We start from the raw sequence: 22,623 nt of genomic DNA on the forward strand, positions 1-22,623 counted from the left end.
ACGCTTCGTGGGGCGGCGCAGCGGGCACCTGCGCTCCGTCCAACGATATCGCGAATGTTTGATCGCTACCGCCTGCATCGGCTCTGGCAGCTCCGCCGGTCCGTGCAACTCGTCTGGCAAAGCAGCCGGAAGTCGACGCTGATACATGGGGGCTTGATGTTGGTTCTGGGGCTTCTGCCGGTGGCGGGCCTCTACTTGGTCAAACTCATCATCGACACGGTGACCGCGCCGGGGGCGCCGGAGTGGGAAAGCATCGGAGGCGTGCTCGTCGCGGCTTTGAGCATTGCGGTACTCACCGACTGGCTCCGTGCCTTGGATGCGCATGTCAGTGAGATTCAATCTCAGCAAGTCACGGATTACGTGCAGGACTTGCTTCACAAGCAGGCGATCCGCTTGGACCTCGGCTATTACGAAAATCCCGAATTTCAGGACAATTTGCACCGTGCGCAGACCGAGGCGGCTTATCGGCCGGCTTTGATCGTCGACCAGCTCATCAGGCTTTTGCAGAATGCCGTTTCCCTGGGGGCTGTAGCATTGCTGCTGCTGGCGTTTCATTGGGAGTTGACCCTTGGCCTGTTTCTTTTCATGTTGCCCATCCTTTTCGTCCGGCTGCGGCATGCGCGACTTCAGCATCGGCATTGGCAAAATTGGACTGCTCGGCAACGTCAGACGCGCTATTTGAGCCAATTGCTGAACTTCCAGGACCACGCCAAGGAGGTAAGGCTATTCGGGTTGGGGAACCATCTTCACCAACGGTTTATGGACTTGCGGAAGTCGATTCGTCAGGACCGCTTGGCGTTATCGCGCGATCGAACCAAAGGCGAGGCGCTTACTCAAGGTTGCGCTTCGTTGGGTGTTTACGGCGCACTTGCATTTCTCGCTTACGAGACCATGGCGCGAGCCATTAGCGTCGGCGACATGGTGGTCTATTACCAGGCACTGCAGCGGGGTCAAACGTTGTTGCGGGATTTATTCGCCAGCGCCGCCGGTCTTTACGAGAATACGCTGTTTCTGTCGAACTTTTACGACTTTCTATTGCTGGAACCCCGGGTGAAAGAACCGGAAGCGCCACGCGTGATTCCGCACCCGCTGCGGGGTGAAATTCGCTTTGAATGCGTCAGCTTCGACTATCCGCACGGAACTCGTCCGGTATTGAAAGCAGTGGATTTCACGATTCGCGCGGGCGAAAAGGTCGCCCTGGTCGGCAAGAACGGTGCCGGAAAGACTACGCTGATCAAGTTGTTATGCAGGTTGTACGATCCAACGGATGGTCGAATAACCGTGGATGGTATCGATCTTCGCAATTTCTCGAGCGATGAGTGGCGAAAGCAAATCGGTGTCGTGTTCCAGGACTTCGGCCGTTATCAATTTACCGCCCGGGAGAACATTGGGTTTGGTGACATTTCTGCTCTGAATGTGCCTGGACGAATCGAACGAGCGGCCGGACTCAGCGGAGCGGACGGAGCCATAGCTAGTCTGCCGCATGGCTACGACACATTGCTGGGCACTTTGTTTGCCGGCGGAGAGGAACTGAGTATCGGCCAGTGGCAACAGATCGCGATCGCCCGGGCGGCCTTACGATCGGCGGCGATCATCATCTTGGACGAACCGACCAGCGCACTGGATCCGGAGGCCGAGGCCCGGGTGCTGGAGCGGTTCCGGCAACTGGCGGAAGGGCGGACGGCGATCTTGATCAGCCACAGGTTGTCTACGGTATGTTTGGCGGACCGTATTTTCGTGATCGATGACGGCCAAGTTTGCGAGTCTGGAACGCATGCAGAATTGCTCGGGCTCGATGGCGTTTATGCGGGTATGTTCCATTCTCAGGCGCGACACTATCGAACCGTGCAAGAAGGAGCCTTCTCGACTTGAAGCCGCTGCTTGGTATTTCTACGTAGCCGATTGGGGGCTCTCCCGGCACGCCGGAGTTACTGCGGTAATGCCCTGGCGCTGGCTCAGATCACGAAATCCGGTGTGGTGGGCGCAGGACTCAACAGAGCGAGCAGTTCTTCGAGGTCGAAGAAGCCTTCCGTAATGACACGATTGCGTTCGTCGGCCTCCGGAGCGGTTTCGGACGTGCAGAGGCAGACGATGCCGGCCTGCACGATGTTCTCCGCCACCAGGGCGGCTTGAGCGCAGAGCCGATCGGCTTCGATCACCGCGCAAACGTAGCCGCGTTCGAACAGCGCCCGCTCGAGCCGATAAGCCACGTCCTGGCGCTGAGGACCGGTGAGCCAGACGGTGACGGCCTTCTGGCCGAAGCGGGCGGCGCGCTCCTCGGCGGTGACCTTGCGGAAGCCGGTCTCGCCCTGCACCGGCCCTAAGATCATGCCGGCCCCGACCGTGACGTTGGTCAGCCGGTCGATGACGATGAAGGCGCCGGTGCCCTTGCAGCGGGCGTAGGCGTCGAATGCCAGCGGGGCGCTCAAGGCCAGTTCGCACAGGCCGATCTCGTTGAGATGGAGCTGGCCGGCCGGGTGCCGTTCCAGGGTGTTGACGTCGATCCGGTGACGGATGGCGGCCACCGAGCCGGTGAGGGTCCGGGTGGCGTGCTTGAGGAGGTATTGCTTCCCCGGCATCAGCGGGGCTTCGGTCATCCACACCAGATGCGCTTCGAAGCGGCTGTCGAGGTGCGGCAGGCGGTCCTGATGCACCAAGAGGTCGCCCCGGCTGACGTCGATCTCGTCTTCCAGGGTGAGGGTCACGGCCTGGGGCGGGAAGGCTGCCTCCAGTTCGCCGTCGTAGGTCACAATGGACTGGATCCGGCTGGTGGTCTTGGCCGGCAGCACCAGGACCGGGTCGCCGGTCTTGAACACCCCGGCGGCGACGGTGCCGCTGTAGCCGCGGAAGTCGAGGTGGGGCCGGTTGACGTACTGCACCGGGAAGCGCGGGTCGTCGAAGTTCCGGTCCTGGGCGATCTCGAGGGTGTTGAGCAGCTCGATCAGGGACGGTCCGCCGTACCAGGGCATGGCCGCGCTCTTGTGCACCACGTTGTCGCCGTTCAAGGCGGAGATGGGGATGAAGCGCACGTCGTGCAGCTCGAGCTTGTCGGCGAAGGCCAGGTAGTCGGCGCGGATGCGGTCGAACACGGCTTCGCTGTGGTCCACCAGGTCCATCTTGTTGATGGCGACCAGGACGTGCTTGATCCCCAGCAGCGAGACGATGTAGCTGTGGCGCCGGGTCTGCACCTGCACCCCGTGGCGGGCGTCGATCAGGATGATGGCCAGGTCGCAGGTGGAGGCGCCGGTGGCCATGTTGCGGGTGTACTGCTCATGGCCGGGGGTGTCGGCGATGATGAACTTGCGCTGGGCCGTGGAGAAGTAGCGGTAGGCCACGTCGATGGTGATGCCCTGCTCGCGCTCGGCCTGCAGGCCGTCGACCAGGAGGGCCAGGTCGAGCTCGCCGCCGGTGGTGCCGGACTTGAGGCTGTCGCGCCGCACCGCGCTGAGCTGGTCCTCGTAGATCATCTGGGAGTCGTGCAGCAGCCGCCCGATCAGGGTGCTCTTGCCGTCGTCGACGCTGCCGCAGGTCAGGAGCCGCAAGAGCTCCTTCTGCTCGTGCTGGGCCAGGTAGGCGTGGATGTCGGTGCCGATGAGGTCGGATTGGTGTGACATGATTTTAAAAATACCCTTCCTTCTTCTTTTCTTCCATGGACCCGGCCTGGTCGTGGTCGATGAGCCGGCCCTGGCGTTCGGAGGTCTTGGTCAGCAGCATTTCCTGGATGATCTCGGGCAGGGTGGCGGCGTCGGATTCGACGGCGCCGGTGAGGGGATAGCAGCCCAGGGTGCGGAACCGCACCTTCTTCAGCATCGGCACCTCGCCCGGCTCGAGCGGCATGCGCTCGTCGTCGACCATGATGAGCATGCCGTCCCTTTCGACCACCGGCCGCTCGGCGGCGTAGTAGAGCGGGACGATGGGGATGTTTTCCAGGTAGATGTACTGCCAGACGTCGAGCTCGGTCCAGTTGGAGAGGGGGAACACGCGGATGCTCTCACCCTTGTTGATCTTGCCGTTGTAGAGGTTCCACAGCTCGGGGCGCTGGCTCTTGGGGTCCCAGCGGTGGTGCTTGTCGCGGAACGAGTACACCCGTTCCTTGGCGCGGGATTTCTCCTCGTCCCGGCGCGCCCCGCCGAAGGCGGCGTCGAAGCGGTATTGGTCCAGCGCCTGCTTGAGCGCTTCGGTCTTCATGATGTCGGTGTGCTTCTTGCTGCCGTGGACGAAGGGGCTGATGCCCTGGCGCACGCCGTCCTCGTTGACGTGGATGATGAGGTCCAGCCCCAGTTCCCGCGCCCGCCGGTCGCGGAAGGCGATCATGTCGCGGAACTTCCAGGTGGTGTCGACGTGCATCAGGGGAAACGGCGGCTTGCCCGGATAAAACGCCTTCATCGCCAGATGCAGCATCACCGCCGAATCCTTCCCGATCGAGTACAGCATCACCGGCCGCTCGAATTCGCTCACCACTTCCCGAAAAATGTGGATGCTTTCCGATTCCAGGTGCTTCAGGTGGGTCAGCCTGCGCTCGTGTGGCGGCCGAACGAGGGAGGGGGTGAACGGCTTTCCGGGAACGGAATGTTCGCGGAAAGCCACTGAGCTGAGTTGAGCGCTGCGAGCCATGTGTGCCGTATACCTTAGGTTCCGGGTGTTGATCAAGCGATGGCTCGATCGGGTTCACGCTCCCCGGATTCCAGCCTTTCGTAATAGCCACCCTTGACCAGGTCGGCGCCAACGATCCGGGCCAGCGCGGCGTCGGCTTCCTTTTCGACGCCTTCCAGCAGGAACTGGGTATCCAGTCCGCGCATGACGGCGGGCAGGCTCTGGCTCCTTTTCGCCCATTCCGGCCGGGTATTCAAGCGCGCGAAGAAGGCGGCGTCGAGCCGCACGAAGTCCGGCGCGAAGCGGTAGAGAAACTCGATGCAGTAGCGCTCGAGGAAGGCATGGTCGGAGTGCTCGTCGAACTTGATGGCCGTGCCGTAGCCGTGATCGCGGTAGCTCTTCATGCCTTCCAGCAGGCGGACGAACGGGCGGTCGTAGACCGGCGTCACCTGCACGGTGATGACCACCCGGCGCGGCGACAACCCGCAACGGAAGATCACGTCTTCGAAATAGGCGCCGTGGTTGCGTTTCACACCGAGGATGTGGCGCGGGTGGACATGCAGGAACAGGCTGCCGTCGTCATGGGCGATTGGCAGAAAATTCAGCATGTGGATGGTGCGGCAGAGGCGGTCCAGGTTGACTACCGGCGGACCGTCCTCGGCGAGGGCATAGACCTGTTCGGTGCTGTCGCCGGATGTTGTGGTCTGGGCGGCTTTGAGCGACGCATCGTAGCCGACGACCATGGAAGGCGCGTGGGCCAAACGGATGGGATGCAGCTCCGTGCTCAGCCGGGCGTCGCCGAAGCGTCCCTCGACGCGGTCGCCGCGGAGTTCCAGGGGATTTTCGGAGAGCAGTTGTTCTTCCTTAAGCTTTTGGTTGAAGCAATTGACGAGTTCGGAAAGGGGCATGGTCGGTGTCCTCGATAGGCGGTGTCTGGCCGGTGTCCGGCGGTTCGTATCGTTCCGATTGGGGAAACCGCATTCGCGGCGCGAACGCGGGAGTCATAAGAAACTGACATCGGGCTGCATGGTTCATCGCGTTGGCTCTTCTCCGAGATTGAAGGGGCGGCGGAAAAAAGTGCGCTCCGATGACGGGGTGTCGAACTCCGGAGCGCCCGGTACCATTGCTGTCATTTGCTGCTATAAATCTGGTCGAAGACGCCGCCGTCGGCGAAGTGGGTCTGTTGCGCCTTGTCCCAGCCGCCGAACACTTCGTCGATGGTGAACAGTTGGACGGGGGCGAAATCCTTGGCGTGCTTGGCCAGCACCGCCTGGTCGCGCGGCCGGTAGTGGTGCTTGGCCGCCAGTTCCTGGCCCTCCGGGCTGTACAGGTATTCCAGATAAGCCTTTGCGACGTCGCCGGTACCGCGCTGGCGGGCGATGGTGTCGACGACGGTGACCGTGGGTTCGGCCAGGATGCCGATGGACGGCGTGACGATCTCGAAGTTGTCGGCGCCGTATTCTTTCAGAATGAGGTAGGCCTCGTTTTCCCAGGTGATCAGCGCGTCGCCGATTTCGCGCTCTGCGAAGGTGATGGTCGAGCCTCGGGCGCCGGTGTCGAGCACGGCGGCATTCTTGTATATCTTCCCGACCAGATCCCGTGCGGCTTGCTCGTTGCCGTATTTCTTCAGGGCGTAGCCCCAGGCCGCCAGATAGTTCCAGCGCGCACCGCCCGAGGTTTTTGGATTGGGCGTCACCACCGACACGCCGGTTTTGCCCAGATCGTCCCAGTCCTTGATGCCCAGCGGGTTGCCCTTGCGCACCAGGAACACCATGGTGGAGGTGTAGGGCGCGCTGTTGTGGGGCAGCTTGGACTGCCAGTCCGATGAGATCAACTTGCGCTTCTCGTGCAATTGGTGCACGTCGTAGGCCAGGGCCAGGGTGACGACGTCGGCGTCCAGGCCGTCGATCACCGCCCGGGCCTGTTTGCCGGATCCGCCGTGGGATTGCTGAATGCTCACACTGTCCCCGGTTTTTGCTTTCCAATATTTTGCAAAGGCTTCATTGTAATCCTGGTAAAACTCCCTGGTTGGATCATAAGATACATTGAGAAGGACAATTTTTTCGGCAAACGCTTCCGCGCTGAACAGCAAAAAGATTACCGGCAGGACCTTCACGAAGGTCATAGAAAACCGCGATTTCATAATGTCGACTCCTGTTGGATCGATTGAATCAGCTCCGATTTCTTTAGAAGCCAAGCTGGATACGGGTTTGCCAAACTTTTTCAGTCTCGCGGCTTGCGATGACTGGGGTAAGCGCTCCCGATTGGTTGTAGATGCCGGCGCCATCGTTGAAGCTGGTTTGTGAGTAATCAGCCATTAGTTTGAAATTAGGGTTCAGCCACCAGTTGATGCCCAACGCCCAGGTTGTGGCGTCCGATACCGACCGGCGCGGATCTGCGAATGGATATATCGGCTTCGAGTCGGTCCCTACATTTTTGAATATGTCGTTGTCGAAATCGATATAGCTCCACCGCGCCGCCACCTGAAAGGCGCCCCAGTTGCCTGAGAGAGGATCGAATGGATGCCGAGGTCTGAGTCCCTGGTTCAGGAAGGTATTTTCCTCACCTGTCAGCACATAAGACGCTGTAACGTTCCACGCTTGGTCACTCTGGGTCAGCTCGTGGTTATTGTTAGTGATGAAGTTCTTGACGGTCTGATTGGCGACAACTTGGCTCGAAAACGCGTATTCACCAACCAGTTGGAACGGTCCCCATATCCAATAGCCTTGCGGATACACGCGATATTGGGTTCCATCGCCGCGTGCTGCGCTGTTGTACACAAAAATGTTGTTCAGCCCTGGGCTTTGATAATTCGACAACTGATCGTCGTTTTGTTGTCCCCAGGTTCCGGCTATGCCTATCCCTAAACCCTCCAGTGGCTGGATACCAGTGTTCAGGAAGGGATGGGAAAAGATTCGGCCTTCGACGACCTTCGAGTCATTGGTATCGCTGTCGATATTGCCGTTGTTTCTGGAACCGTCAAATACACCTACTTGGTAGCTGAAGAAATCCGGATACTGGAACATCGGGAAATTACCCCCATGGGTCTTGTTGCGCTCAAGGGGTGAGAAATGAGTTTCATAGCCTGGCTTGTCGAATTCGCCGTGTAGCATAAAGCCGATTTCGCGGTTGGGCGCGAGCTGCGTAGGGAAAGCGCGCTCAATGAACGGCAGCGCCGTGGCACTCTGCAATCGCTCGAGACTAACGGGTGCCTTGAATTTTCCCCCGGCCAGACTCGCTTCACGGAAATAGCGGAAATCCAGATAGGCGTCGAACAGGCGAGTGGTGCCCATGCCGAAATCAGGCATGATGCGATAGTCGAACCATTTCCACACGGTGCCTTCAATGATGGGGCGCACGCGGCGCATGTAAAACCGGTCCACATAGCCGTCGCCATTTGAATTGGTCGAATCGCTCGCTTGGTCGTCACCCATGTAAAAGCTGCCGTCGGCCTGAATGAGGGCTCGCAGGTACATGATGAAATTCTCGTCATTCGAGACGACTTTGAGTCCTTGGGTACCCAGTTCCACGTTTTTGGGCAATTTTGCCCATTTCGCATCCGCCGTCTCCTTCTCGACTTCGAGTTTGCGTTCTATTAACTTGACCTTCTGGTCGATCTTCTTGATGTCCGGAGCCGGGGCGGCGGTTGCGGCGGCTTGTTTCGAAGTGGCCGCATCCAGGGCGTCCAACGCCTTCTCGAGCTTGGCTTCGAGCTCGTGCACACGCGCCTCCAGAGCGTCCACACGGTCCTGGTGGGTTTTGGCGTTCAGATTCGGAGCGTTGAGGCTTGTCAGCGTCGTCACTGCAAGCGTCAGGGCTTTCTTCTTGTACATAAGTGAGGTTTTTCGGTTAATCGGTTCGGAGAGCTTCCGGTGTACCGGTCAGTTCCGTCGCGAATTCATGTTTTAGTTATATTGGTGCGCCTCCGGAGGGCCGGTTGGCATGGCGATCGGCCGATCGCCGGTGGTTCATTCAGGTTGCGGCTTGGGGGCGGAATTTTTCACGCCTTTCGATTTGCACGATGCGCCGGTGTGTACGGTGATTTCCACGGAGCCTAAGCGGATGCCGCTCAGCGCCTCGATGATCCGGGCGGCCTGAGCCTCCGGCGTTGCGGGCGCCGGTTCGGATGGCGGTGTTTTCTGCGGATGCAGCGTCATGATGGATTCTCTCGTTGCTGAGCAGGCACAAGTGTACCCATGCGAAACTATGACGAGAAAGAATAAAAAGAAATAGACATATAACGATAAGTTTTTTGCCGCGGTTCCTGTTCTACCGATTCTTGTTTGATTCGTTCTTACGATGTCTCATCTGTTTTCGATCGCCGGTTTTTTTTCGGGTCTCTTTTGGTCTTACCGGCGTCGCTCTACACTATGTGCGACGGCGCCTGCTGGACGTTCCTAACGCCCGCGGCTCCCACCGGGCGCCGACGCCGCGGGCGGCGGCCAGCGCTGGTACGAGGCGCTTCGCTCGATTTCCTTGTGCTCCTTCGTTGCGGATTCGCACGTGTCGCGGCACAGCCGCTCCCACCACCCGTTTGTGGGAGCGGCTATGCCGCGAAGCGTTTCCCGATCGGTAATCGTAAGCGATGCGGAAATCGACGCGGGTTTCACCGACGCGATGCTCTCCGTCCTGGTGAAGGGATAGGACCGGAACAGGGTGCCGTTGAGCTTCCGCCACGGCTCGATGGGGCTGGAAGCCGTGGTCGCCATGCCGGAATCGCTCACGCCGCGCCGGCCGCCGGTGCCCCTGGATGTTTTGACCGCCCCGTGTCGCGGCACAGCCGCTCCCACCACCCGGTTGTGGGAGCGGCTATGCCGCGATGCGCTGCGTTAAAGAAGCCACATGACAAAACGCCCGCCCCGGGCTCGCTGTATCGATTCCCGCTTGCAAGCGTTCACGGCTGGAAAAGCGAAGCCCGCGGTTCCTGGACCCGCCGGCTTCGCCCTTGTCTCGCGGCCTCAGGGGCCTGTGCTTAGAGGCGGTTGGGTTTTCTGCCGTCGATCACTGGCACCCGGCAGGTGTCCAAGGACAGACCACCCGGGCCTCGGGTGTACGGGCTAACCGGGACATTCGGATCGAAAACTCCATCGGGCGGCACGGGGTGGCCCGCGACGCTTGTCGCGAGATAACCGGCTGGACCGAAGGGATGCACGAACGCCGCATTGTTTTTGGCGAGGATGCTGGGCTTGCCGGCGTCGGCGGCAAGCCTTTCGATGATCTTGAGCTTGTCGCCGGTGGGACCGTTGAAGGCGGCCTTGAGCCACTGGTAGGTGACGTCCGCCCAAAACTGGTAATGACCGCGGGCGGCGTTTCCCAAGGTCGGCGCCACGCCGTCGATTTTTATCGAGCGGTAATTCCATTTTAGGTTGACGTTGCGCTCGGTACTCTGTATGCCGATGGCCCAGGCTTTGGTACCCGTCGGATTGAAGGTGCTGTCGTTAGTGCCGTCGTTGAAGTCCTTCAGGCACAGATCCATACTGCCTGGGCTTGGGGCATGCAGCACCACGGGACCCAGGAGCGGATTGGACGTCCGCGCGGGAGTCGGCGCACCGTCGGCGCAGGGATAGTTGAGAAACGTGACATTGGCCTGGGCCTGAACACCGGCGCCGTCAGCGCGCCGGCAGAGATGCACCTTGTCGTCGGAAAGGTCCCCTGCTCCCGCGTAGGTGGTCAGGGGAGCCGAGCCGCCGTTCTTGGAGACCACCTGGAACTCGCTCCATTTGCCGATGCTGCCGGTAAACAGGCTTGCGATCTGCTGCTTGCTCAGGCTGGGCATGCAAGGCTCGGTATCCTGGGTCTCGCACTCTGGCGCCAGTTCGCCGCTGTCGATCTGGGCGCGTTGCAAGGCATCGCGCAGAGATCGGGTCACCGGCACATTGAACAGGATGGAGCCGCCGGATTTGACCTCCATGCGCTCTATCACCTTCCCCGGATTCACCGGGGCAACGCCATCCGGCGTGTTGGTCCCCCAAAAAATTTCCGGGCCGGGGTTGGATATTCCGGCATCGGAAACCACCGGGGCCAAATCGCCGGGCTGCGATATCCTGCAGCGGAAGAACTGGTCTGGGGGAGTCCTGGTGCAGTTGCCGTTGTTGATGGCCATCTGGTCGATGGGCTGTGCGTCCAGAACCGGGTTGACGCCCATGGCGGCAGCGCCGGCGGTGCGTTTGTGGAAGAGCACTTTCGGATTGTTCACGGACAGACCCGGAACCTTCGCGGAGTCCAGGGTGCAGAAAATGGCGGTATAGAGGGCGCCGGGACTGGCGGGACTCGCATTGTCGAAGTACGTGTCCAGGGTACCGGCGACGCACAGCTCCTCGAACAATCGGCGCAGGTTGTTGTCCTGGGCTCCGGCGCCGGACACGAAGATTTCGATGTCGGGCGAAACGCCGGGTTCCAGCGCCCAGCCCTGACCGCAAAAACCCAGAGTGCCTGCTGCGACCGCTGCAGCGATTTTTTTGAGTTGCATTGAGTTGACTCCTATCTGTTTGAGAGAAATTGGGTGGTTATGCCTAGCGGCCTCGCCTGAGCCGGCGGGCCGCCTCGCGGTGTCGTGCCGGGTTCAAGGCGACACCGTGACGTCGATCTGATCGCAGACCAATGCGGACTTCTTGTCCGGCTTCGCGCAGACCCGGAGTACGCCCTGCTCAGTCACGTGCTTCTTGGTGGGTTTCCACAGCGCTTGCCCCTTCTTGTTGGCGACGCTCCCCAATCGCTTGAACGTGGAGCCGCCATCCTTCGAAAAGTCGATGTTGACGAGCTTCTTGGCGGGGATGCCGGGGGCGGACCAGGCGATGGCCTGTTTCTCCTTCACCTTCCAGGCCGCGGGAGCGCCGAGTTTGATGAGCGCACCCGTCGGCCCCCCCGCCTGGACGGTGATGCTGACCTGAGTCTCGGCGCTGGCCTGACCGTCGCTGACGGTGAGCTTAAAGACGTAGACGCCCGGCTCGGTCGGGGTGAAGGTGGCGATCGACCCTTTGGCCCCGGCCAAAGTCACTGGGGGTGCGGATATCTGGGTCCAGGCATAGGTCAGTTGGTCGTTTTCCGGATCGCTGCTGGCGGAGCCGTCGAGGGTGACCGGCGCATTGACAGCCGCCGTCCGGTCAGTGCCCGCATCGGCTATCGGCGGGCGGTTTTGGGGGCAGGCCTCCCCCGGTGCGGAATAGGTCAGCTGCCCGCCCTCCGTCAGCAACCATGTCCCGAGCTTGGTAGCTTTACCCGCATCATCGGCGCCGGTGGGGTTGTTCACGAAGTAGAACTCCAGCTCCGCCCCGGGCTTACCCTGGGTGCTGCCCCTGACGGTTTGCCCGATGCTCGGCCCCCAGGTGCCCTTGCCGTGGTAGCCCGCATCACCCGGCCCGAATACGCCGGATAGGTTTTTAGCCTCCTGTCCCGGCGCGTTCGTGAAGGGGACGACGTTGAGCGCCCCGATGTAGACCTGGATTTTTTGCAGGGTGTTGTCGATGAAATTCCAGCCCGTGTTGAAGATCCCAGCCCCCTGGCCGGATGTCGCCACATAACCCCAGGCCGTCACGTTGCCGAAATCCTTGGCCAGCGGATTGACCGCGGCGACGTTGTAGACCAAGCCGGGCTTGCCGGCGAATCCGGCGTAGTTCGGATCCTGGCCAAGGTTGGTGTTGATGCAGCCCTGGTTATTCACGAATTGCACTATGGTCCGGCCCAGGTCCTTGTAGTAGGACTTCTCGCCAGCCTCGTCGAAAACCGAGACGAACACTTCACCCGGTGCGCCGAACTTGCCGTCGTTTATCAGTGCGTGCGCCTGATAGCTCCCGGCCAGGAAAGTACCGAGAAAAATCGCTTGCAGTTTCTTCATAGTGGTATTGTTCTCGAAAGTGGAGAAATCGTTGTTTCGCCGCGCCCGTTATCAGGAGCGCGCTGCGATCGCGCCTTACCCCGGACGAATCGTCCAGGCTTAGCAAGGCGGGGAGTGAGGCGGGCGGTGGCCCCGGTTTTTTGGAAGGTGTTTTGCCGACTCGAGCTTGCGCGCACGCGCTTCCACGCGGTCGTGGTGGGTTTTGGCGTTCAGAGTCGGAGCGTTGAGGCTTGTCGATGTCGTCATTGCAAGCCTCGGGGCTTTTTTCTTGTACATGGGAAGTCTCTCCGTTCGTCGGTTCGGAGAACTTCCGGTGTTCCGGTCAGTTCCGTAGCGAATTCAGGTTTTAGTTATACTGATACGCCTCCGGAAGGCCGGTTGGCTTGGCGATCGGCGGAACGTCCGCGGTTCGTTCAGGTTGCGGATTGGGGACGGAATTTTTCCCGCCTTTCGATTTGCACGATGCGTCCTTCATGCACGGTGATCTCGACGGAGCCGAAGCGGATGCCACTCAGCGCCTCGATGATCCGGGCGGCCTGAGCCTCCGGCGTTGCGGGCGCCGGTTCGGACGGCGGTGTTTTCTGCGAATGCTGCGTCATGGTGGAATCCCCCTTTCTCGTATAGGCGCAAACGCTTGTTGCTCAGTTGGCACAAGTGTACGTATGCCAAACTATGACGAGAAAGAATAAAAAGAAATAGATATATTCCTATAAGTTTTCATGGCTGCCGTTCTTCCGATTCCCGTTCGATTCGCCCTTCAATGCCTTTCCTGTCCTCGATAGCCGGTTTCTTAGGCGTATTCGCCCTGTCTTTGGGTCTTACCGGCGCCGTTCGGCGTTATGCGCGGCGGCGCCTGCTGGACGTTCCCAACGCCCGCAGCTCCCACCGGGTGCCGACGCCGCGGGGCGGCGGTCTTGCCATCGTGGTAGCGCTATTGGCGGGGGAGGTCTACTGGCGCTTCGTCGTCGGCGACTTCGCCGTCAGCTCCGCCATCCTGGCCGGCGGCATGCTGGTCGCGGCGGTGGGGTTCTGGGATGACCATGGCCATCTGTCCGCCCGCTGGCGTCTGTTGGCCCATCTGGCGGCGGCAGCCTTGGCGGTGGCGAGCCTGCCGGGCGACATGCCTTTACGGCTGGGTCCGGTGTCGTTCGGTTCCGGAGCCTTCGCCGATTTCATCGGTGTGCTGGTCATCGCCTGGATGCTGAACCTTTTCAATTTCATGGACGGCATCGACGGTCTGGCCGGGCTGGAAGTGGTCAGCGTGGGGGCCGGTGCCTCCCTCCTGCTTTTGTTATCATTGCCGCCAGGCGTTTCTCCGCCTCCCGCGCCCGGACTGCTGGCCGCCGCTACCCTGGGCTTTCTGATGTGGAACTGGCCGCCGGCGAAGATTTTCATGGGCGATGTCGGCAGTGGCTTCGTGGGCTACCTGCTGGGCTGCGAGGCGATCGCGACGGCCAAGGCCGGGACGCTGAGCCTCGCCGTATGGCTGATTCTGGCGGGGGCGTTCGTGGTGGACGCGAGCTTCACGCTGGTCCGCCGCATGACCGGTGGCCAGCGCTGGTACGAGGCGCATCGCTCCCATGCCTATCAGCACGCCGCGCGGCTGCTCGGTGGTCACGCGCCGGTCGATCGTCGCGTCCTGGCGATCAACCTGCTGTGGCTGCTGCCGATGGCCGGACTTGCGGCCCGGAATCCGGCCTGGGAACTGCCCTTGCTGATACTGGCTTATCTGCCGCTGCTCTATCTGGCGATCCGCCTGCGAGCCGGCCAACCCGAGCTTTAATCCGTGATTCGAGCACACCTCGACAAGCTGCGTTCGCGCACCGTCATTTTCCTGCACGACCTGCTGATGGTGCCGCTGGCGTGGTTCGGCGCGTATTGGCTGCGTTTCAACCTGTCCGAAGTGCCGGAGCCGCACCTGAGCGTCGCCATCAAATGGCTGCCCCTCGTGGTCGTGATCCAGGGCGCGGTGTTCCGCCTGTTCGGCCTGTACCGGGGCATCTGGCGTTTCGCTTCCATGCCCGATCTCCTGCGGATCGCCAAGGCTTCGGCCAGCGGCATCGTCCTCATCGTCGCGGCCCTTTTCTTCCTGGAGCGGCTGGACGCGGTGCCCCGTTCGGTCATCCCGCTCTACACGCTGCTGCTGGTTCTGTTTCTGTCGACCCCGCGGGCCTTGTACCGGATGTGGAAGGACCGCTCGGTACACCTGATGAATGGACGCCGCGCCCTGATCGTGGGAGCCGGCAAGGCCGGCGAAACCCTGGTGAGGGACCTGCTGCGAAGCAGCGAATCGGCCTTTGCGCCGGTGGCTTTCGTCGACGACGATCCGCACAAACGCGGCTGGGAAATCCATGGCGTGCGGGTGCGGGGCGCCTGCGACCGCATCCCTTCGCTGGCCGAAAAACTGGACATCGAGGCCATCCTGATCGCGATGCCATCGGCCGGCGACCGGGAAATGCGCCGCGTCGTGGAGATCTGCGAGACCACCGGCCTGCCGTTCCTGACTCTGCCGTCGGTGCGGGACATGTGGAGCGGGCGGCTGTCCGACGCCCTGCGGGACGTGTCCATCGAAGACCTGCTGGGGCGGGCGCCGGTGCGGCTGGATTCCGCCGAACTGGCCGGTTATCTCGACGGCAAGTGCATCATGGTGACGGGCGGAGGGGGCTCCATCGGGTCGGAACTGTGCAAGCAGATCGCGCGATTCTCGCTGGGGCGGCTCGTCGTCTTCGAACACAGCGAATTCAATCTCTATCGCATCGAGCTCGAACTGCGGCAAGCCTTTCCCGACATGGAGATTCACGCCGTACTGGGTGACGTCACCGATGCCGCCGCGGTGAGACGGGCGATCGACGCCCATGCACCGGCGGTCATCTTCCATGCCGCGGCTTACAAGCATGTGCCCTTGCTGCAGCAGCAGGTCCGGGAAGCCGTCTTCAACAACGTCATCGGCACCCGCACGGTGGCGGAAGCCGCCGTCGAGCACGGGGTCGGCGAATTCGTGCTGATCTCCACGGACAAGGCCGTCAATCCCACCAACGTGATGGGCGCCACCAAGCGCGCCGCCGAACTGGTGGTCCAGCGCTACAACGGCGAGACGGCGACGCGGTTCATCACCGTTCGATTCGGCAACGTGCTCGGCTCCGCCGGCAGCGTCGTGCCGCTGTTCCGCGAGCAGATCCGCAACGGTGGGCCGGTCACCGTGACGCATCCCGAGGTGACGCGGTTTTTCATGACCATTCCCGAAGCCTGCCAGCTCATCATGAAGGCGGCGGCGACCGGGCAGGGCGGGGAAGTGTTCGTGTTGGACATGGGAGAGCCCATCCGCATCGGCTACCTGGCCGAACAGATGATCCGCCTCAGCGGCAAGCGGCCCGGAGAGGACATCGCCATCGAATACGTCGGCCTGCGGCCCGGCGAAAAAATGCACGAGGAGCTTTTTCTCGGCTCCGAAAAGCTCCAGCCGACCGGCTACGCCAAGCTGATGCTGGCCCAGGCGACCCCCTGCGACCGTTCCCTCGTCGCGGCCCGAATCGCCGCGATGGATGCGGCCTGCCGCAGTTTCGACCAGAACACGGTTTTCCGGGAGCTGTGCCATCTGGTACCGGAATACCGCGACGCGGGGACCCGAAGCTGAAATGCGCTTGTATTCCGTCGGCCGTTTCGGTAGACTTCCGCGCTTTGAATTGGGACGCCAGAACGGAGCGTACAAGAATGAAAACCTTTAGCGCAAAGCCGGCTGAGGTTAAACGCGACTGGTATGTCGTCGATGCCGAAGGCAAGACGCTGGGTCGTCTGAGCACGGAAATCGCACGCCGCCTGCGTGGCAAGCACAAGCCCGAGTATACGCCGCACGTCGATACCGGCGACTACATCGTCGTCGTCAACGCCGAGAAAGTGCGCGTGACCGGCAACAAGGAACAGGATAAGATTTACTACAAGCACACCGGCTACATCGGCAACATGAAGTCGATCAGCCTGGGCAAGCTGCGTGATCGCCGTCCCGAGCTCATCATCGAAACCGCGGTGAAGGGCATGCTGCCGAAGAACCCGCTGGGCCGGGCCATGTTCCGCAAGCTCAAGGTCTACGCTGGGCCAAGCCACCAGCACCAGGCGCAGCAACCGAAACCTCTCGAAATCTAACGAATAAGTCAGGCACATGGCACAGACGCAGTACTACGGCACGGGCCGCCGCAAGAGCGCGATCGCCCGCGTCTACACCCGGACCGGCACCGGCCAGATCCGCATCAACGACAAATCGCTGGAAGAGTATTTCGGCCGTAAGACCGACCGCATGATCGTCATGCAGGCGCTGGAAGCGGTCGAAATGACCGACAAGCTCGACGTCAACGTCAAAGTCGTCGGTGGTGGACCTTCCGGTCAGGCGGGCGCCATCCGTCATGGCCTGTCCCGCGCGCTCATCGAACTGGACGAAACCATGCGTCCGGCACTGCGCAAGGCCGGCTACGTGACCCGTGATGCCCGCGAGGTCGAACGTAAGAAGGTCGGCCTGCACAAGGCACGTCGCCGCCCGCAGTACTCCAAGCGTTAACCGAGTTCTGCTGGGGGATCGTCTAGCGGTAGGACAGCGGACTCTGACTCCGCCAACCGTGGTTCGAATCCACGTCCCCCAGCCAATGAAATCAAGGCCTCCAGCGATGGGGGCCTTTTTCTTTTCCGGGCGTGGCACACCGGCGGCAAGTTGACCGCAGCGCCGATTCCATGCGGACGGGTTGCCGCATTTGGCGGGGCGCTGGATGTCGGTCGGCGTCTCCCCGGCGTAATGCTCGATTCAGCTTCGCCGCTCTCCGAGTCAGGGCTTGCCCGCCGTCCTTAGGAAAGTCCATCACCTCGGACACGACTTCTTCATGGCGTCCGACCCACGGATGACCGCCGTCCGGGTAGCCGACGAAACGGGCGTGGGGAACATGCGCCGCCGTATAGCGGGCACTGTCGAAGGTTCCGAACAAGTCGTCCCGTGTGCCGATCACCGTTGCGAACGAGTGGTCTCGACATCGTTGAGCACGCGTCCGTCCACGCCGCTGATGCTTACGGCCGGGCGTACATCCTTCGGCAAGTGTACGGTCGATCCGACTCCGGAGAGCCAAACGGATTGCACCGAAGTCCCTCCCGAAACGGCAATTTCATGGCGGATGCCGCTGACCCGCAGCATCCTGACGGCATTGCCTGTGGGAACCCGAACGGTCTGACCCTCCCCTGACACCTCCAGATCGAAACGACCGGGGTGCGATACCGAGACGTCTTGGCCGATGCCGGATATCTTGACCGCCTCGACGCCGTCGAGTCCGAGCGAACCGGCGACGAAGGACGGATCGGCGCATCCCGGCAATACGAACGTCAACGCCGTCGCTACGATGATGTTCAGGGGGGGCTTTCCGGCTGAGGGTAGCGAAGCTCGTCCGCTGGTATGCCAAGGGCGTGCGGAAATGGGGCGGGTCGATGAACTTGCGCAGGCGGGTGGTTTCATAGCGTCTCTCGCAGTTCCTTCGTTGCTAAGGCATTGGAACAAAATAAATCTGCCATATGAATGCTACGGCAGGATCGTATAATTCCATTCGCCATGGAAGGCATGGCGCTGTATTTTGAGGCCGTCCATTTCCGCGTCGGTGACCTTGATCCCTTTGGGATATTCGCTATCGTCCAGTTCGCAATAGACCCGCAAGCCTTTGCGATTGGTCGTCGAGGCAATCAAATTCACCACGACCTCGTGACTGATGAGCGGACGACCGCGCCAATTCATCGTGATAAAGGAAAATAGGCGATGCTCAATCTGGTTCCATTTGCTGGTTCCCGGCGGGAAGTGACACACCGTGATGGCCAGTCCTAACTCGGTGGCTAATGCCTGAAGCTCCCGCTTCCATAAGCGCACACGCGAGCCATTGCTCCCACCGCCATCGGCCGTAATCAACAAGTGCCGTGCCTTCGGATAACACGGTGCGCCCATGGAGTGCCACCAGCGGCGAATACTTTCCACCGCGAATTGCGCGGTGTCGTGATCCGTCCCGACATTGACCCAGCCGATATTCAACGTCGGATCGTAAATGCCATACGGTGCCACCTTCCCCAGTTCGGGGTCTTGAAAATCATACACCCGAACGGCTTCCGGCTGCCCTTCGGGGCGCCATTCCAGGCCCTGTTGCTTGAAATTCCCGACCAGTTCCTTCTTCTTGGTGTCCACCGAGATGACCGGATCGCCCCGCCCTTGGAACTGCTTCACCTGGGTGTAGATATGCTCGAACTGGGCATTGCGATCCGGATGCGAACCGCCCTCCAAGGTTTTTCGATTACCTTGCAGGCTATAGCCCAGCGCGCGGAGCAGTTCGCCCACCATCCGATGGCTGGTTCGGTGCCCCATCTCAGTGAGGGCTTCGGCCAATTGCCGCGTGCTCTTACACGTCCAACGCAACGGGGATTCCGGATCCCCGCGCGTCACCGGATCAATCAATCGCTCCAAATCGGCCTTCAGGGTGGAGTCCTGGTCAACCGTCCGTTTCCGGCCTGCCCCCTTCCGGCGAATACGGCCCTGAGGCAAGGCATTCTGTTGTTCCAACTCTTGGCAGCCTTGACGAATCGCCTCTCGACATAAACCGGTTTCCCGTGACACGGCCGAGATTCCGCCTCGGCCAATCGCCAGCGCCTCCGCCCCGGCAACCAAGCGCCGCAGACGCTCGTCCAGGTACCGATCGAGTTTCTCAAAGCGCTTCTTGATTGCGGCATGTTCCATACCGCAACTTTAGAACAAACCCCTCAGTATTTGGAAGAGTTATTTTGTTCCAATGCCTAAAACAGGGGGCTGGGAATATCGCCCCAACGCACGTGGGTCGGAGGTTTTTCGACCGCGGTGACGCGCCTGGCTTCGATGTCGACTCTCACCAGGATCAACGGATCGATACCATAAGCCGAACGTACAATGGCTTTCCCGACCGATTCGGGCAGGTGAGTGCGCGCCCGGCTGAAGAGCAGCTTGTACCGCCGTCGGTCGAAATCCGCCGGCGTGTCATGTCCGCCGTGCTCCGATCCTGTTTCCATGGGCAGGTCGGCCAAGTGCCAGTCCTCGGGCAACACATGGACCAGCAGAGGGTTTGTGCCGGCGTCCGCCAGGAGTTGCCGAACGCGGCCGTCCTCGACCGCCGCGCGGTAGGCCGCCAACAGTTCGCCGTCGAGCGGAGCGGGCGACAGCACGGCCGTGTGTTTGTCGTAATGCGCGCTGAGCTGGGACAGCGTGTATTCCCTCAGACCGACGGCAACCACCACGGAAACGACGACGGCGATCATGGTAAGCCCTGCCTGCGATCGGACCCGCCAAGGACTTCCAGGCACCGCGGCTTCCTTGGCCGGTTCTGTTCCGGCTGACGCCAGCGGCCAGGTGATCCGGGTACGGGTTCGGTAATCCCGGTACGAGTCGCCGAAGCGCTGCTCGCAACGCCGCTCCTCTGCGGCGGCGAGGAATCGATACAGGAACAACATCAAGACGTACGCGATCAATGCCAGGAATCGAGGCCACAGCAGCAGGGCACCCAGGCCGAGCAGCGCCAGGCCGCAGTACTGGGGATGGCGGCTGAGGCGATACAAGCCGGTCGTGACCGGGCCCAGGCGGCGGAATTTGCTCCAGTAGAGCTGAGCCGCCGCGATGAGGAACCATGCCGCGCCGACCAGCACGCAGAATCCCCCGATGCAGGGCAGCGCATTGAGGACGGCACTTCGGGTCGTCGAAATATGGGGCAGGAAGAACTGCGTGAGCCAGGCCGTGACCGCCCAACGATCGAGCAGGTTCAGGGCGGGTCCGTACAGTGCATAGAAATAGCCGGCGGCCGGGCTGATCATGAACAGGATTTCCAGGCCGATGGCCAGATAGAACAGCCAGCCTGCCGGTATCAGCCGGTTTGCATGATCGCCCGACGGGTCGAAGAGGGGCATCGCGGTCATGGTTTTGTCTTATTTTCGTTGTCGATGTGGCGGATGGTCGTCCTCGCGGGTAACGGAACGATTTCACCGCGGACCGGTTTTGGTAACGCACGGTTTCCCTATTCGCCTTTGCAATCGTCCGTTACAAAACTCACCCTTAAGCAGGGCGGACTATTCGGCATAATGCCGTCATGGCGCGATCTCCCCACATCCTCATCGTCGATGACGACCGCGAACTCCGGCAACTCCTGACCGGGTTCCTGGGCCGGCACGGCTTTCGGGTGGATGCGGCCGTGGATGGCAAAGGCATGGCCAAATTGCTGGAAACGGGACGTTTCGACCTCGTCGTCCTCGATGTGATGCTGCCCGGCGAGGACGGCCTTGCGCTGTGCCGGAGCCTGCGGGCGGTTTCGAGTCTTCCGGTCATCATGCTGACGGCGCTGGCCGATGAGACCGACCGCATCGTGGGACTGGAAATGGGCGCCGACGACTACGTCGTGAAGCCCTTCAACCCGCGCGAACTGTTGGCCCGCATCAAGGCGGTGTTGCGCCGCACCGGCAGCGTCCCGAACAGCCGGGAGGGGACGGGGGCGATCTTGGTGTTCGACGGCTGGCGGCTCGATCTCGCCAAGCGCGAACTGCATTCTCCCGAAGGCGTGCTGATGCCGCTGACCGGCGGCGAATTCGACCTCCTGGCCGCTTTCGCGCAGCACGCCCAGCGTGTCCTGAACCGCGATCAGTTGCTGGACTTGACCCGGGGACGCGCGGCCTCCGCCTACGACCGCAGCGTGGATGTCCAACTGAGCCGACTGCGGCGCAAGATCGAAGCCGATCCCGGCGATCCGGTGCTGATCAAGACCGTGCGCGGCGGCGGCTATCTGTTCACGCCTCGCGTAGAGCGCGAGCGGTGACCGCAATGAGGCTCTGGCCCGACAGCATCGCCGGCAGAACCGTCGGGCTGCTTTTCCTGGGCCTGGTGTTCACGGTGACGGTCAGCCTCTCCGTGTTCCAACTGGATTTTTTCCATGGCAAGGGCTGGGACGAGACTTTCCGGAACCTGGATCGCGTCGCCGTCATCGCTTCCATCATGGATCGGGTGCCGCGCGATTCCCGTCCCGAACTGCTCCCCGCTTTGAATGAGCAGGGCGTCGCGGTGACGTGGGAGCCTCGTACCACCCCGCCGCCGCTGCGCCAGGACGGCATGACCCGTCATTTGGCGCGGGACGTCCGTGTCCTCTCCGAAGTGCATGGGTTGGAACGCATCGCAGCAGGCTATCCGCCCGGCGGCCCTGCAACCGGAGGATGGCTGATGCCGGAGCCGGGACCGGCGGAGGTCTGGATCGCGCTTTCGGACGGTACCTGGCTTCGCTTCGCCATCGCGGCTGAAGAGATCGGCGGGCTGTGGACCTTGCGTCTGACGGTGGCCGCCGGGCTCCTCATCGCGGGGATCGCAGGCCTGGGCGTCTGGGCCGCGCGCAAGGTGACCGCCCCGCTGGCTCGCTTTGCCCTCGCCGCGCAATGCCTGGGCGCCGATGTGGATGCGCCGCCCATGGCCGAAGAGGGTCCCAGCGAAATCCGCCGGGCCGCCGAGGCCTTCAACAGCATGCAGCGCCGCATTTCCCGCCTGATCGAAGACCGTACGCTGATGCTGGCCGCTTTGTCCCATGATCTCCGAACCGTCCTGACTCGGCTGCGGTTTCGGACCGAGTTGATCGCCGACCCCGATCAGCGGAGAAAGGCGGGCGCCGACCTGGACGAAATGCAGGCCATGCTGCAGTCGACCTTAGTGTTCGCCCGCGATGACGCGGCTGTGGAGCCATTGGCCGTGATCGATCTGGCAATGCTCCTGCAAAGCCTTTGCGACGATCTCCATGATGCGGGGAAGACCGTTTCCTACGAGGGGCCGCTGCACCTGAACTACGAGGGGCGGCCGATTTCGCTGCGCAGAGCTTTCGCCAATCTCATCGACAACGCCCTGAAATATGGACAGGAGGCCGCCGTGACGCTGGCCGAACACGGCAAAGCCGCCGAAATCACGGTGGGGGATCGCGGTCCCGGCATCCCGGAGGCCATGCGCAGCCGGGTTCTTGCGCCGTTTTTCCGGCTGGAGTCCTCGCGCAGCCGAGAAACCGGCGGGATGGGGCTCGGACTTACCGTGGCCAGCGCCGTCGTGCACCGGCACGGCGGCGACCTGGCGTTGGAAGACAGGCGGGGCGGCGGACTGCTGGTGAGGGTCGTGCTGCCCCGCGCAATGGCGCGTTCGGCTTGAAATG

The 22,623-nt window shown here is 61.7% G+C and carries 20 protein-coding genes and 1 tRNA gene; 9 read left to right on the plus strand and 12 right to left on the minus strand.

The features are described 5' to 3' along the window. Window positions 1-54 precede the first annotated feature (54 nt). Window positions 55-1,872, plus strand: a complete 1,818-nt coding sequence (locus tag ABZN20_RS18920; protein ID WP_367026259.1) for an ABC transporter ATP-binding protein — start codon at window positions 55-57, stop codon at window positions 1,870-1,872. 83 nt (window positions 1,873-1,955) lie between these two features. Here the strand turns inward: ABZN20_RS18920 and cysN are convergent, their stop codons facing one another. From cysN to ABZN20_RS18950, 6 genes are all read right to left on the minus strand, one after another. Beyond that, entirely contained in the window at window positions 1,956-3,614 is a 1,659-nt protein-coding gene (cysN, locus tag ABZN20_RS18925; RefSeq protein ID WP_367026260.1) for a sulfate adenylyltransferase subunit CysN, read from the minus strand. Between the two features lie 4 nt (window positions 3,615-3,618). Next, window positions 3,619-4,614 carry a sulfate adenylyltransferase subunit CysD gene (gene cysD / locus ABZN20_RS18930; protein ID WP_367026261.1) on the minus strand — a complete coding sequence of 332 codons (996 nt, stop codon included), beginning with the start codon at window positions 4,612-4,614 and terminating at the stop codon, window positions 3,619-3,621. 32 nt (window positions 4,615-4,646) lie between these two features. Beyond that, window positions 4,647-5,501, minus strand: a complete 855-nt coding sequence (locus ABZN20_RS18935) for an EAL domain-containing protein (RefSeq protein WP_367026262.1) — start codon at window positions 5,499-5,501, stop codon at window positions 4,647-4,649. Window positions 5,502-5,722: 221 nt separating this feature from the next. Further along, a complete protein-coding gene (locus ABZN20_RS18940; RefSeq protein ID WP_367027586.1) occupies window positions 5,723-6,718 on the minus strand; it encodes a sulfate ABC transporter substrate-binding protein in 996 nt (331 codons plus the stop codon). Window positions 6,719-6,779: 61 nt separating this feature from the next. Beyond that, complete coding sequence (locus ABZN20_RS18945) at window positions 6,780-8,426, minus strand: OprO/OprP family phosphate-selective porin (RefSeq protein WP_367026263.1); 1,647 nt, start codon at window positions 8,424-8,426, stop codon at window positions 6,780-6,782. A gap of 135 nt (window positions 8,427-8,561) precedes the next feature. Continuing rightward, window positions 8,562-8,750, minus strand: coding sequence for a DUF2292 domain-containing protein (locus ABZN20_RS18950; protein WP_367026264.1), 189 nt, complete (start codon window positions 8,748-8,750; stop codon window positions 8,562-8,564). A gap of 499 nt (window positions 8,751-9,249) precedes the next feature. Here ABZN20_RS18950 and ABZN20_RS18955 point away from each other — a divergent pair, with 499 nt between their 5' ends. Continuing rightward, window positions 9,250-9,426 (plus strand): hypothetical protein, encoded by a 177-nt coding sequence (locus ABZN20_RS18955; RefSeq protein ID WP_367026265.1) that lies wholly within the window; start codon window positions 9,250-9,252, stop codon window positions 9,424-9,426. Window positions 9,427-9,565: 139 nt separating this feature from the next. Here ABZN20_RS18955 and ABZN20_RS18960 read toward each other — a convergent pair whose 3' ends face one another. From ABZN20_RS18960 to ABZN20_RS18970, 3 genes are all read right to left on the minus strand, one after another. Then, entirely contained in the window at window positions 9,566-11,062 is a 1,497-nt protein-coding gene (locus ABZN20_RS18960) for a hypothetical protein (RefSeq protein WP_367026266.1), read from the minus strand. 93 nt (window positions 11,063-11,155) lie between these two features. Continuing rightward, window positions 11,156-12,427 (minus strand): PKD domain-containing protein, encoded by a 1,272-nt coding sequence (locus tag ABZN20_RS18965; RefSeq protein ID WP_367026267.1) that lies wholly within the window; start codon window positions 12,425-12,427, stop codon window positions 11,156-11,158. 413 nt (window positions 12,428-12,840) lie between these two features. Continuing rightward, on the minus strand, window positions 12,841-13,026 hold the full coding sequence (locus ABZN20_RS18970) for a YezD family protein (RefSeq protein WP_218805941.1): 186 nt from the start codon (window positions 13,024-13,026) through the stop codon (window positions 12,841-12,843). Between the two features lie 161 nt (window positions 13,027-13,187). Between ABZN20_RS18970 and ABZN20_RS18975 the strand changes: the two genes are divergently transcribed. The 5 genes from ABZN20_RS18975 (at window position 13,188) to ABZN20_RS18995 (ending at window position 17,061) form a co-directional block, all read left to right on the plus strand. After that, a complete protein-coding gene (locus tag ABZN20_RS18975; RefSeq protein WP_367026268.1) occupies window positions 13,188-14,210 on the plus strand; it encodes an MraY family glycosyltransferase in 1,023 nt (340 codons plus the stop codon). A gap of 3 nt (window positions 14,211-14,213) precedes the next feature. Then, window positions 14,214-16,061 (plus strand): polysaccharide biosynthesis protein, encoded by a 1,848-nt coding sequence (locus tag ABZN20_RS18980; RefSeq protein ID WP_218805943.1) that lies wholly within the window; start codon window positions 14,214-14,216, stop codon window positions 16,059-16,061. Window positions 16,062-16,138: 77 nt separating this feature from the next. Next, window positions 16,139-16,567 carry a 50S ribosomal protein L13 gene (gene rplM / locus ABZN20_RS18985; protein ID WP_010960215.1) on the plus strand — a complete coding sequence of 143 codons (429 nt, stop codon included), beginning with the start codon at window positions 16,139-16,141 and terminating at the stop codon, window positions 16,565-16,567. A 16-nt stretch (window positions 16,568-16,583) separates the two neighbouring features. Further along, window positions 16,584-16,976, plus strand: coding sequence for a 30S ribosomal protein S9 (rpsI, locus tag ABZN20_RS18990; RefSeq protein ID WP_218805944.1), 393 nt, complete (start codon window positions 16,584-16,586; stop codon window positions 16,974-16,976). 11 nt (window positions 16,977-16,987) lie between these two features. Further along, window positions 16,988-17,061 (plus strand) — tRNA-Gln (locus ABZN20_RS18995). Window positions 17,062-17,411: 350 nt separating this feature from the next. Here the strand turns inward: ABZN20_RS18995 and ABZN20_RS19000 are convergent. The 3 genes from ABZN20_RS19000 to ABZN20_RS19010 form a co-directional block, all read right to left on the minus strand. Then, window positions 17,412-17,786, minus strand: a complete 375-nt coding sequence (locus ABZN20_RS19000; RefSeq protein ID WP_367026269.1) for a hypothetical protein — start codon at window positions 17,784-17,786, stop codon at window positions 17,412-17,414. 189 nt (window positions 17,787-17,975) lie between these two features. After that, the gene (locus ABZN20_RS19005; protein WP_367025483.1) at window positions 17,976-19,169 is read right to left on the minus strand and encodes an ISAzo13 family transposase; all 1,194 of its coding nucleotides are present in this window, start codon (window positions 19,167-19,169) and stop codon (window positions 17,976-17,978) included. Window positions 19,170-19,225: 56 nt separating this feature from the next. Further along, on the minus strand, window positions 19,226-20,371 hold the full coding sequence (locus tag ABZN20_RS19010; RefSeq protein ID WP_367026270.1) for a methyltransferase family protein: 1,146 nt from the start codon (window positions 20,369-20,371) through the stop codon (window positions 19,226-19,228). A gap of 170 nt (window positions 20,372-20,541) precedes the next feature. On the opposite strand from ABZN20_RS19010, the gene ABZN20_RS19015 reads away from it, so the two are divergent. Both ABZN20_RS19015 and ABZN20_RS19020 read left to right on the plus strand, forming a co-directional pair. Then, the gene (locus ABZN20_RS19015) at window positions 20,542-21,261 is read left to right on the plus strand and encodes a response regulator (RefSeq protein ID WP_218805948.1); all 720 of its coding nucleotides are present in this window, start codon (window positions 20,542-20,544) and stop codon (window positions 21,259-21,261) included. A 5-nt stretch (window positions 21,262-21,266) separates the two neighbouring features. Then, window positions 21,267-22,619, plus strand: coding sequence for an ATP-binding protein (locus tag ABZN20_RS19020; RefSeq protein ID WP_367026271.1), 1,353 nt, complete (start codon window positions 21,267-21,269; stop codon window positions 22,617-22,619). The last annotated feature ends 4 nt before the right edge of the window (window positions 22,620-22,623 follow it).

This window comes from Methylococcus sp. ANG, assembly GCF_040730495.1.
Taxonomy (GTDB): Bacteria; Pseudomonadota; Gammaproteobacteria; order Methylococcales; family Methylococcaceae; genus Methylococcus.

Excerpts from the sequence above, each read along its gene's own strand:
- ABZN20_RS18920 (WP_367026259.1), top strand. The coding sequence starts at position 55 with ATGTTTGATCGCTACCGCCTGCATCGGCTCTGGCAGCTCCGCCGGTCC.
- cysN (WP_367026260.1), bottom strand. The coding sequence starts at position 3,614 with ATGTCACACCAATCCGACCTCATCGGCACCGACATCCACGCCTACCTG.
- cysD (WP_367026261.1), bottom strand. The coding sequence starts at position 4,614 with ATGGCTCGCAGCGCTCAACTCAGCTCAGTGGCTTTCCGCGAACATTCC.
- ABZN20_RS18935 (WP_367026262.1), bottom strand. The coding sequence starts at position 5,501 with ATGCCCCTTTCCGAACTCGTCAATTGCTTCAACCAAAAGCTTAAGGAA.
- ABZN20_RS18940 (WP_367027586.1), bottom strand. The coding sequence starts at position 6,718 with ATGACCTTCGTGAAGGTCCTGCCGGTAATCTTTTTGCTGTTCAGCGCG.
- ABZN20_RS18945 (WP_367026263.1), bottom strand. The coding sequence starts at position 8,426 with ATGTACAAGAAGAAAGCCCTGACGCTTGCAGTGACGACGCTGACAAGC.
- ABZN20_RS18950 (WP_367026264.1), bottom strand. The coding sequence starts at position 8,750 with ATGACGCTGCATCCGCAGAAAACACCGCCATCCGAACCGGCGCCCGCA.
- ABZN20_RS18960 (WP_367026266.1), bottom strand. The coding sequence starts at position 11,062 with ATGCAACTCAAAAAAATCGCTGCAGCGGTCGCAGCAGGCACTCTGGGT.
- ABZN20_RS18965 (WP_367026267.1), bottom strand. The coding sequence starts at position 12,427 with ATGAAGAAACTGCAAGCGATTTTTCTCGGTACTTTCCTGGCCGGGAGC.
- ABZN20_RS18970 (WP_218805941.1), bottom strand. The coding sequence starts at position 13,026 with ATGACGCAGCATTCGCAGAAAACACCGCCGTCCGAACCGGCGCCCGCA.
- ABZN20_RS18975 (WP_367026268.1), top strand. The coding sequence starts at position 13,188 with ATGCCTTTCCTGTCCTCGATAGCCGGTTTCTTAGGCGTATTCGCCCTG.
- rplM (WP_010960215.1), top strand. The coding sequence starts at position 16,139 with ATGAAAACCTTTAGCGCAAAGCCGGCTGAGGTTAAACGCGACTGGTAT.
- rpsI (WP_218805944.1), top strand. The coding sequence starts at position 16,584 with ATGGCACAGACGCAGTACTACGGCACGGGCCGCCGCAAGAGCGCGATC.
- ABZN20_RS19005 (WP_367025483.1), bottom strand. The coding sequence starts at position 19,169 with ATGGAACATGCCGCAATCAAGAAGCGCTTTGAGAAACTCGATCGGTAC.
- ABZN20_RS19010 (WP_367026270.1), bottom strand. The coding sequence starts at position 20,371 with ATGACCGCGATGCCCCTCTTCGACCCGTCGGGCGATCATGCAAACCGG.
- ABZN20_RS19015 (WP_218805948.1), top strand. The coding sequence starts at position 20,542 with ATGGCGCGATCTCCCCACATCCTCATCGTCGATGACGACCGCGAACTC.
- ABZN20_RS19020 (WP_367026271.1), top strand. The coding sequence starts at position 21,267 with ATGAGGCTCTGGCCCGACAGCATCGCCGGCAGAACCGTCGGGCTGCTT.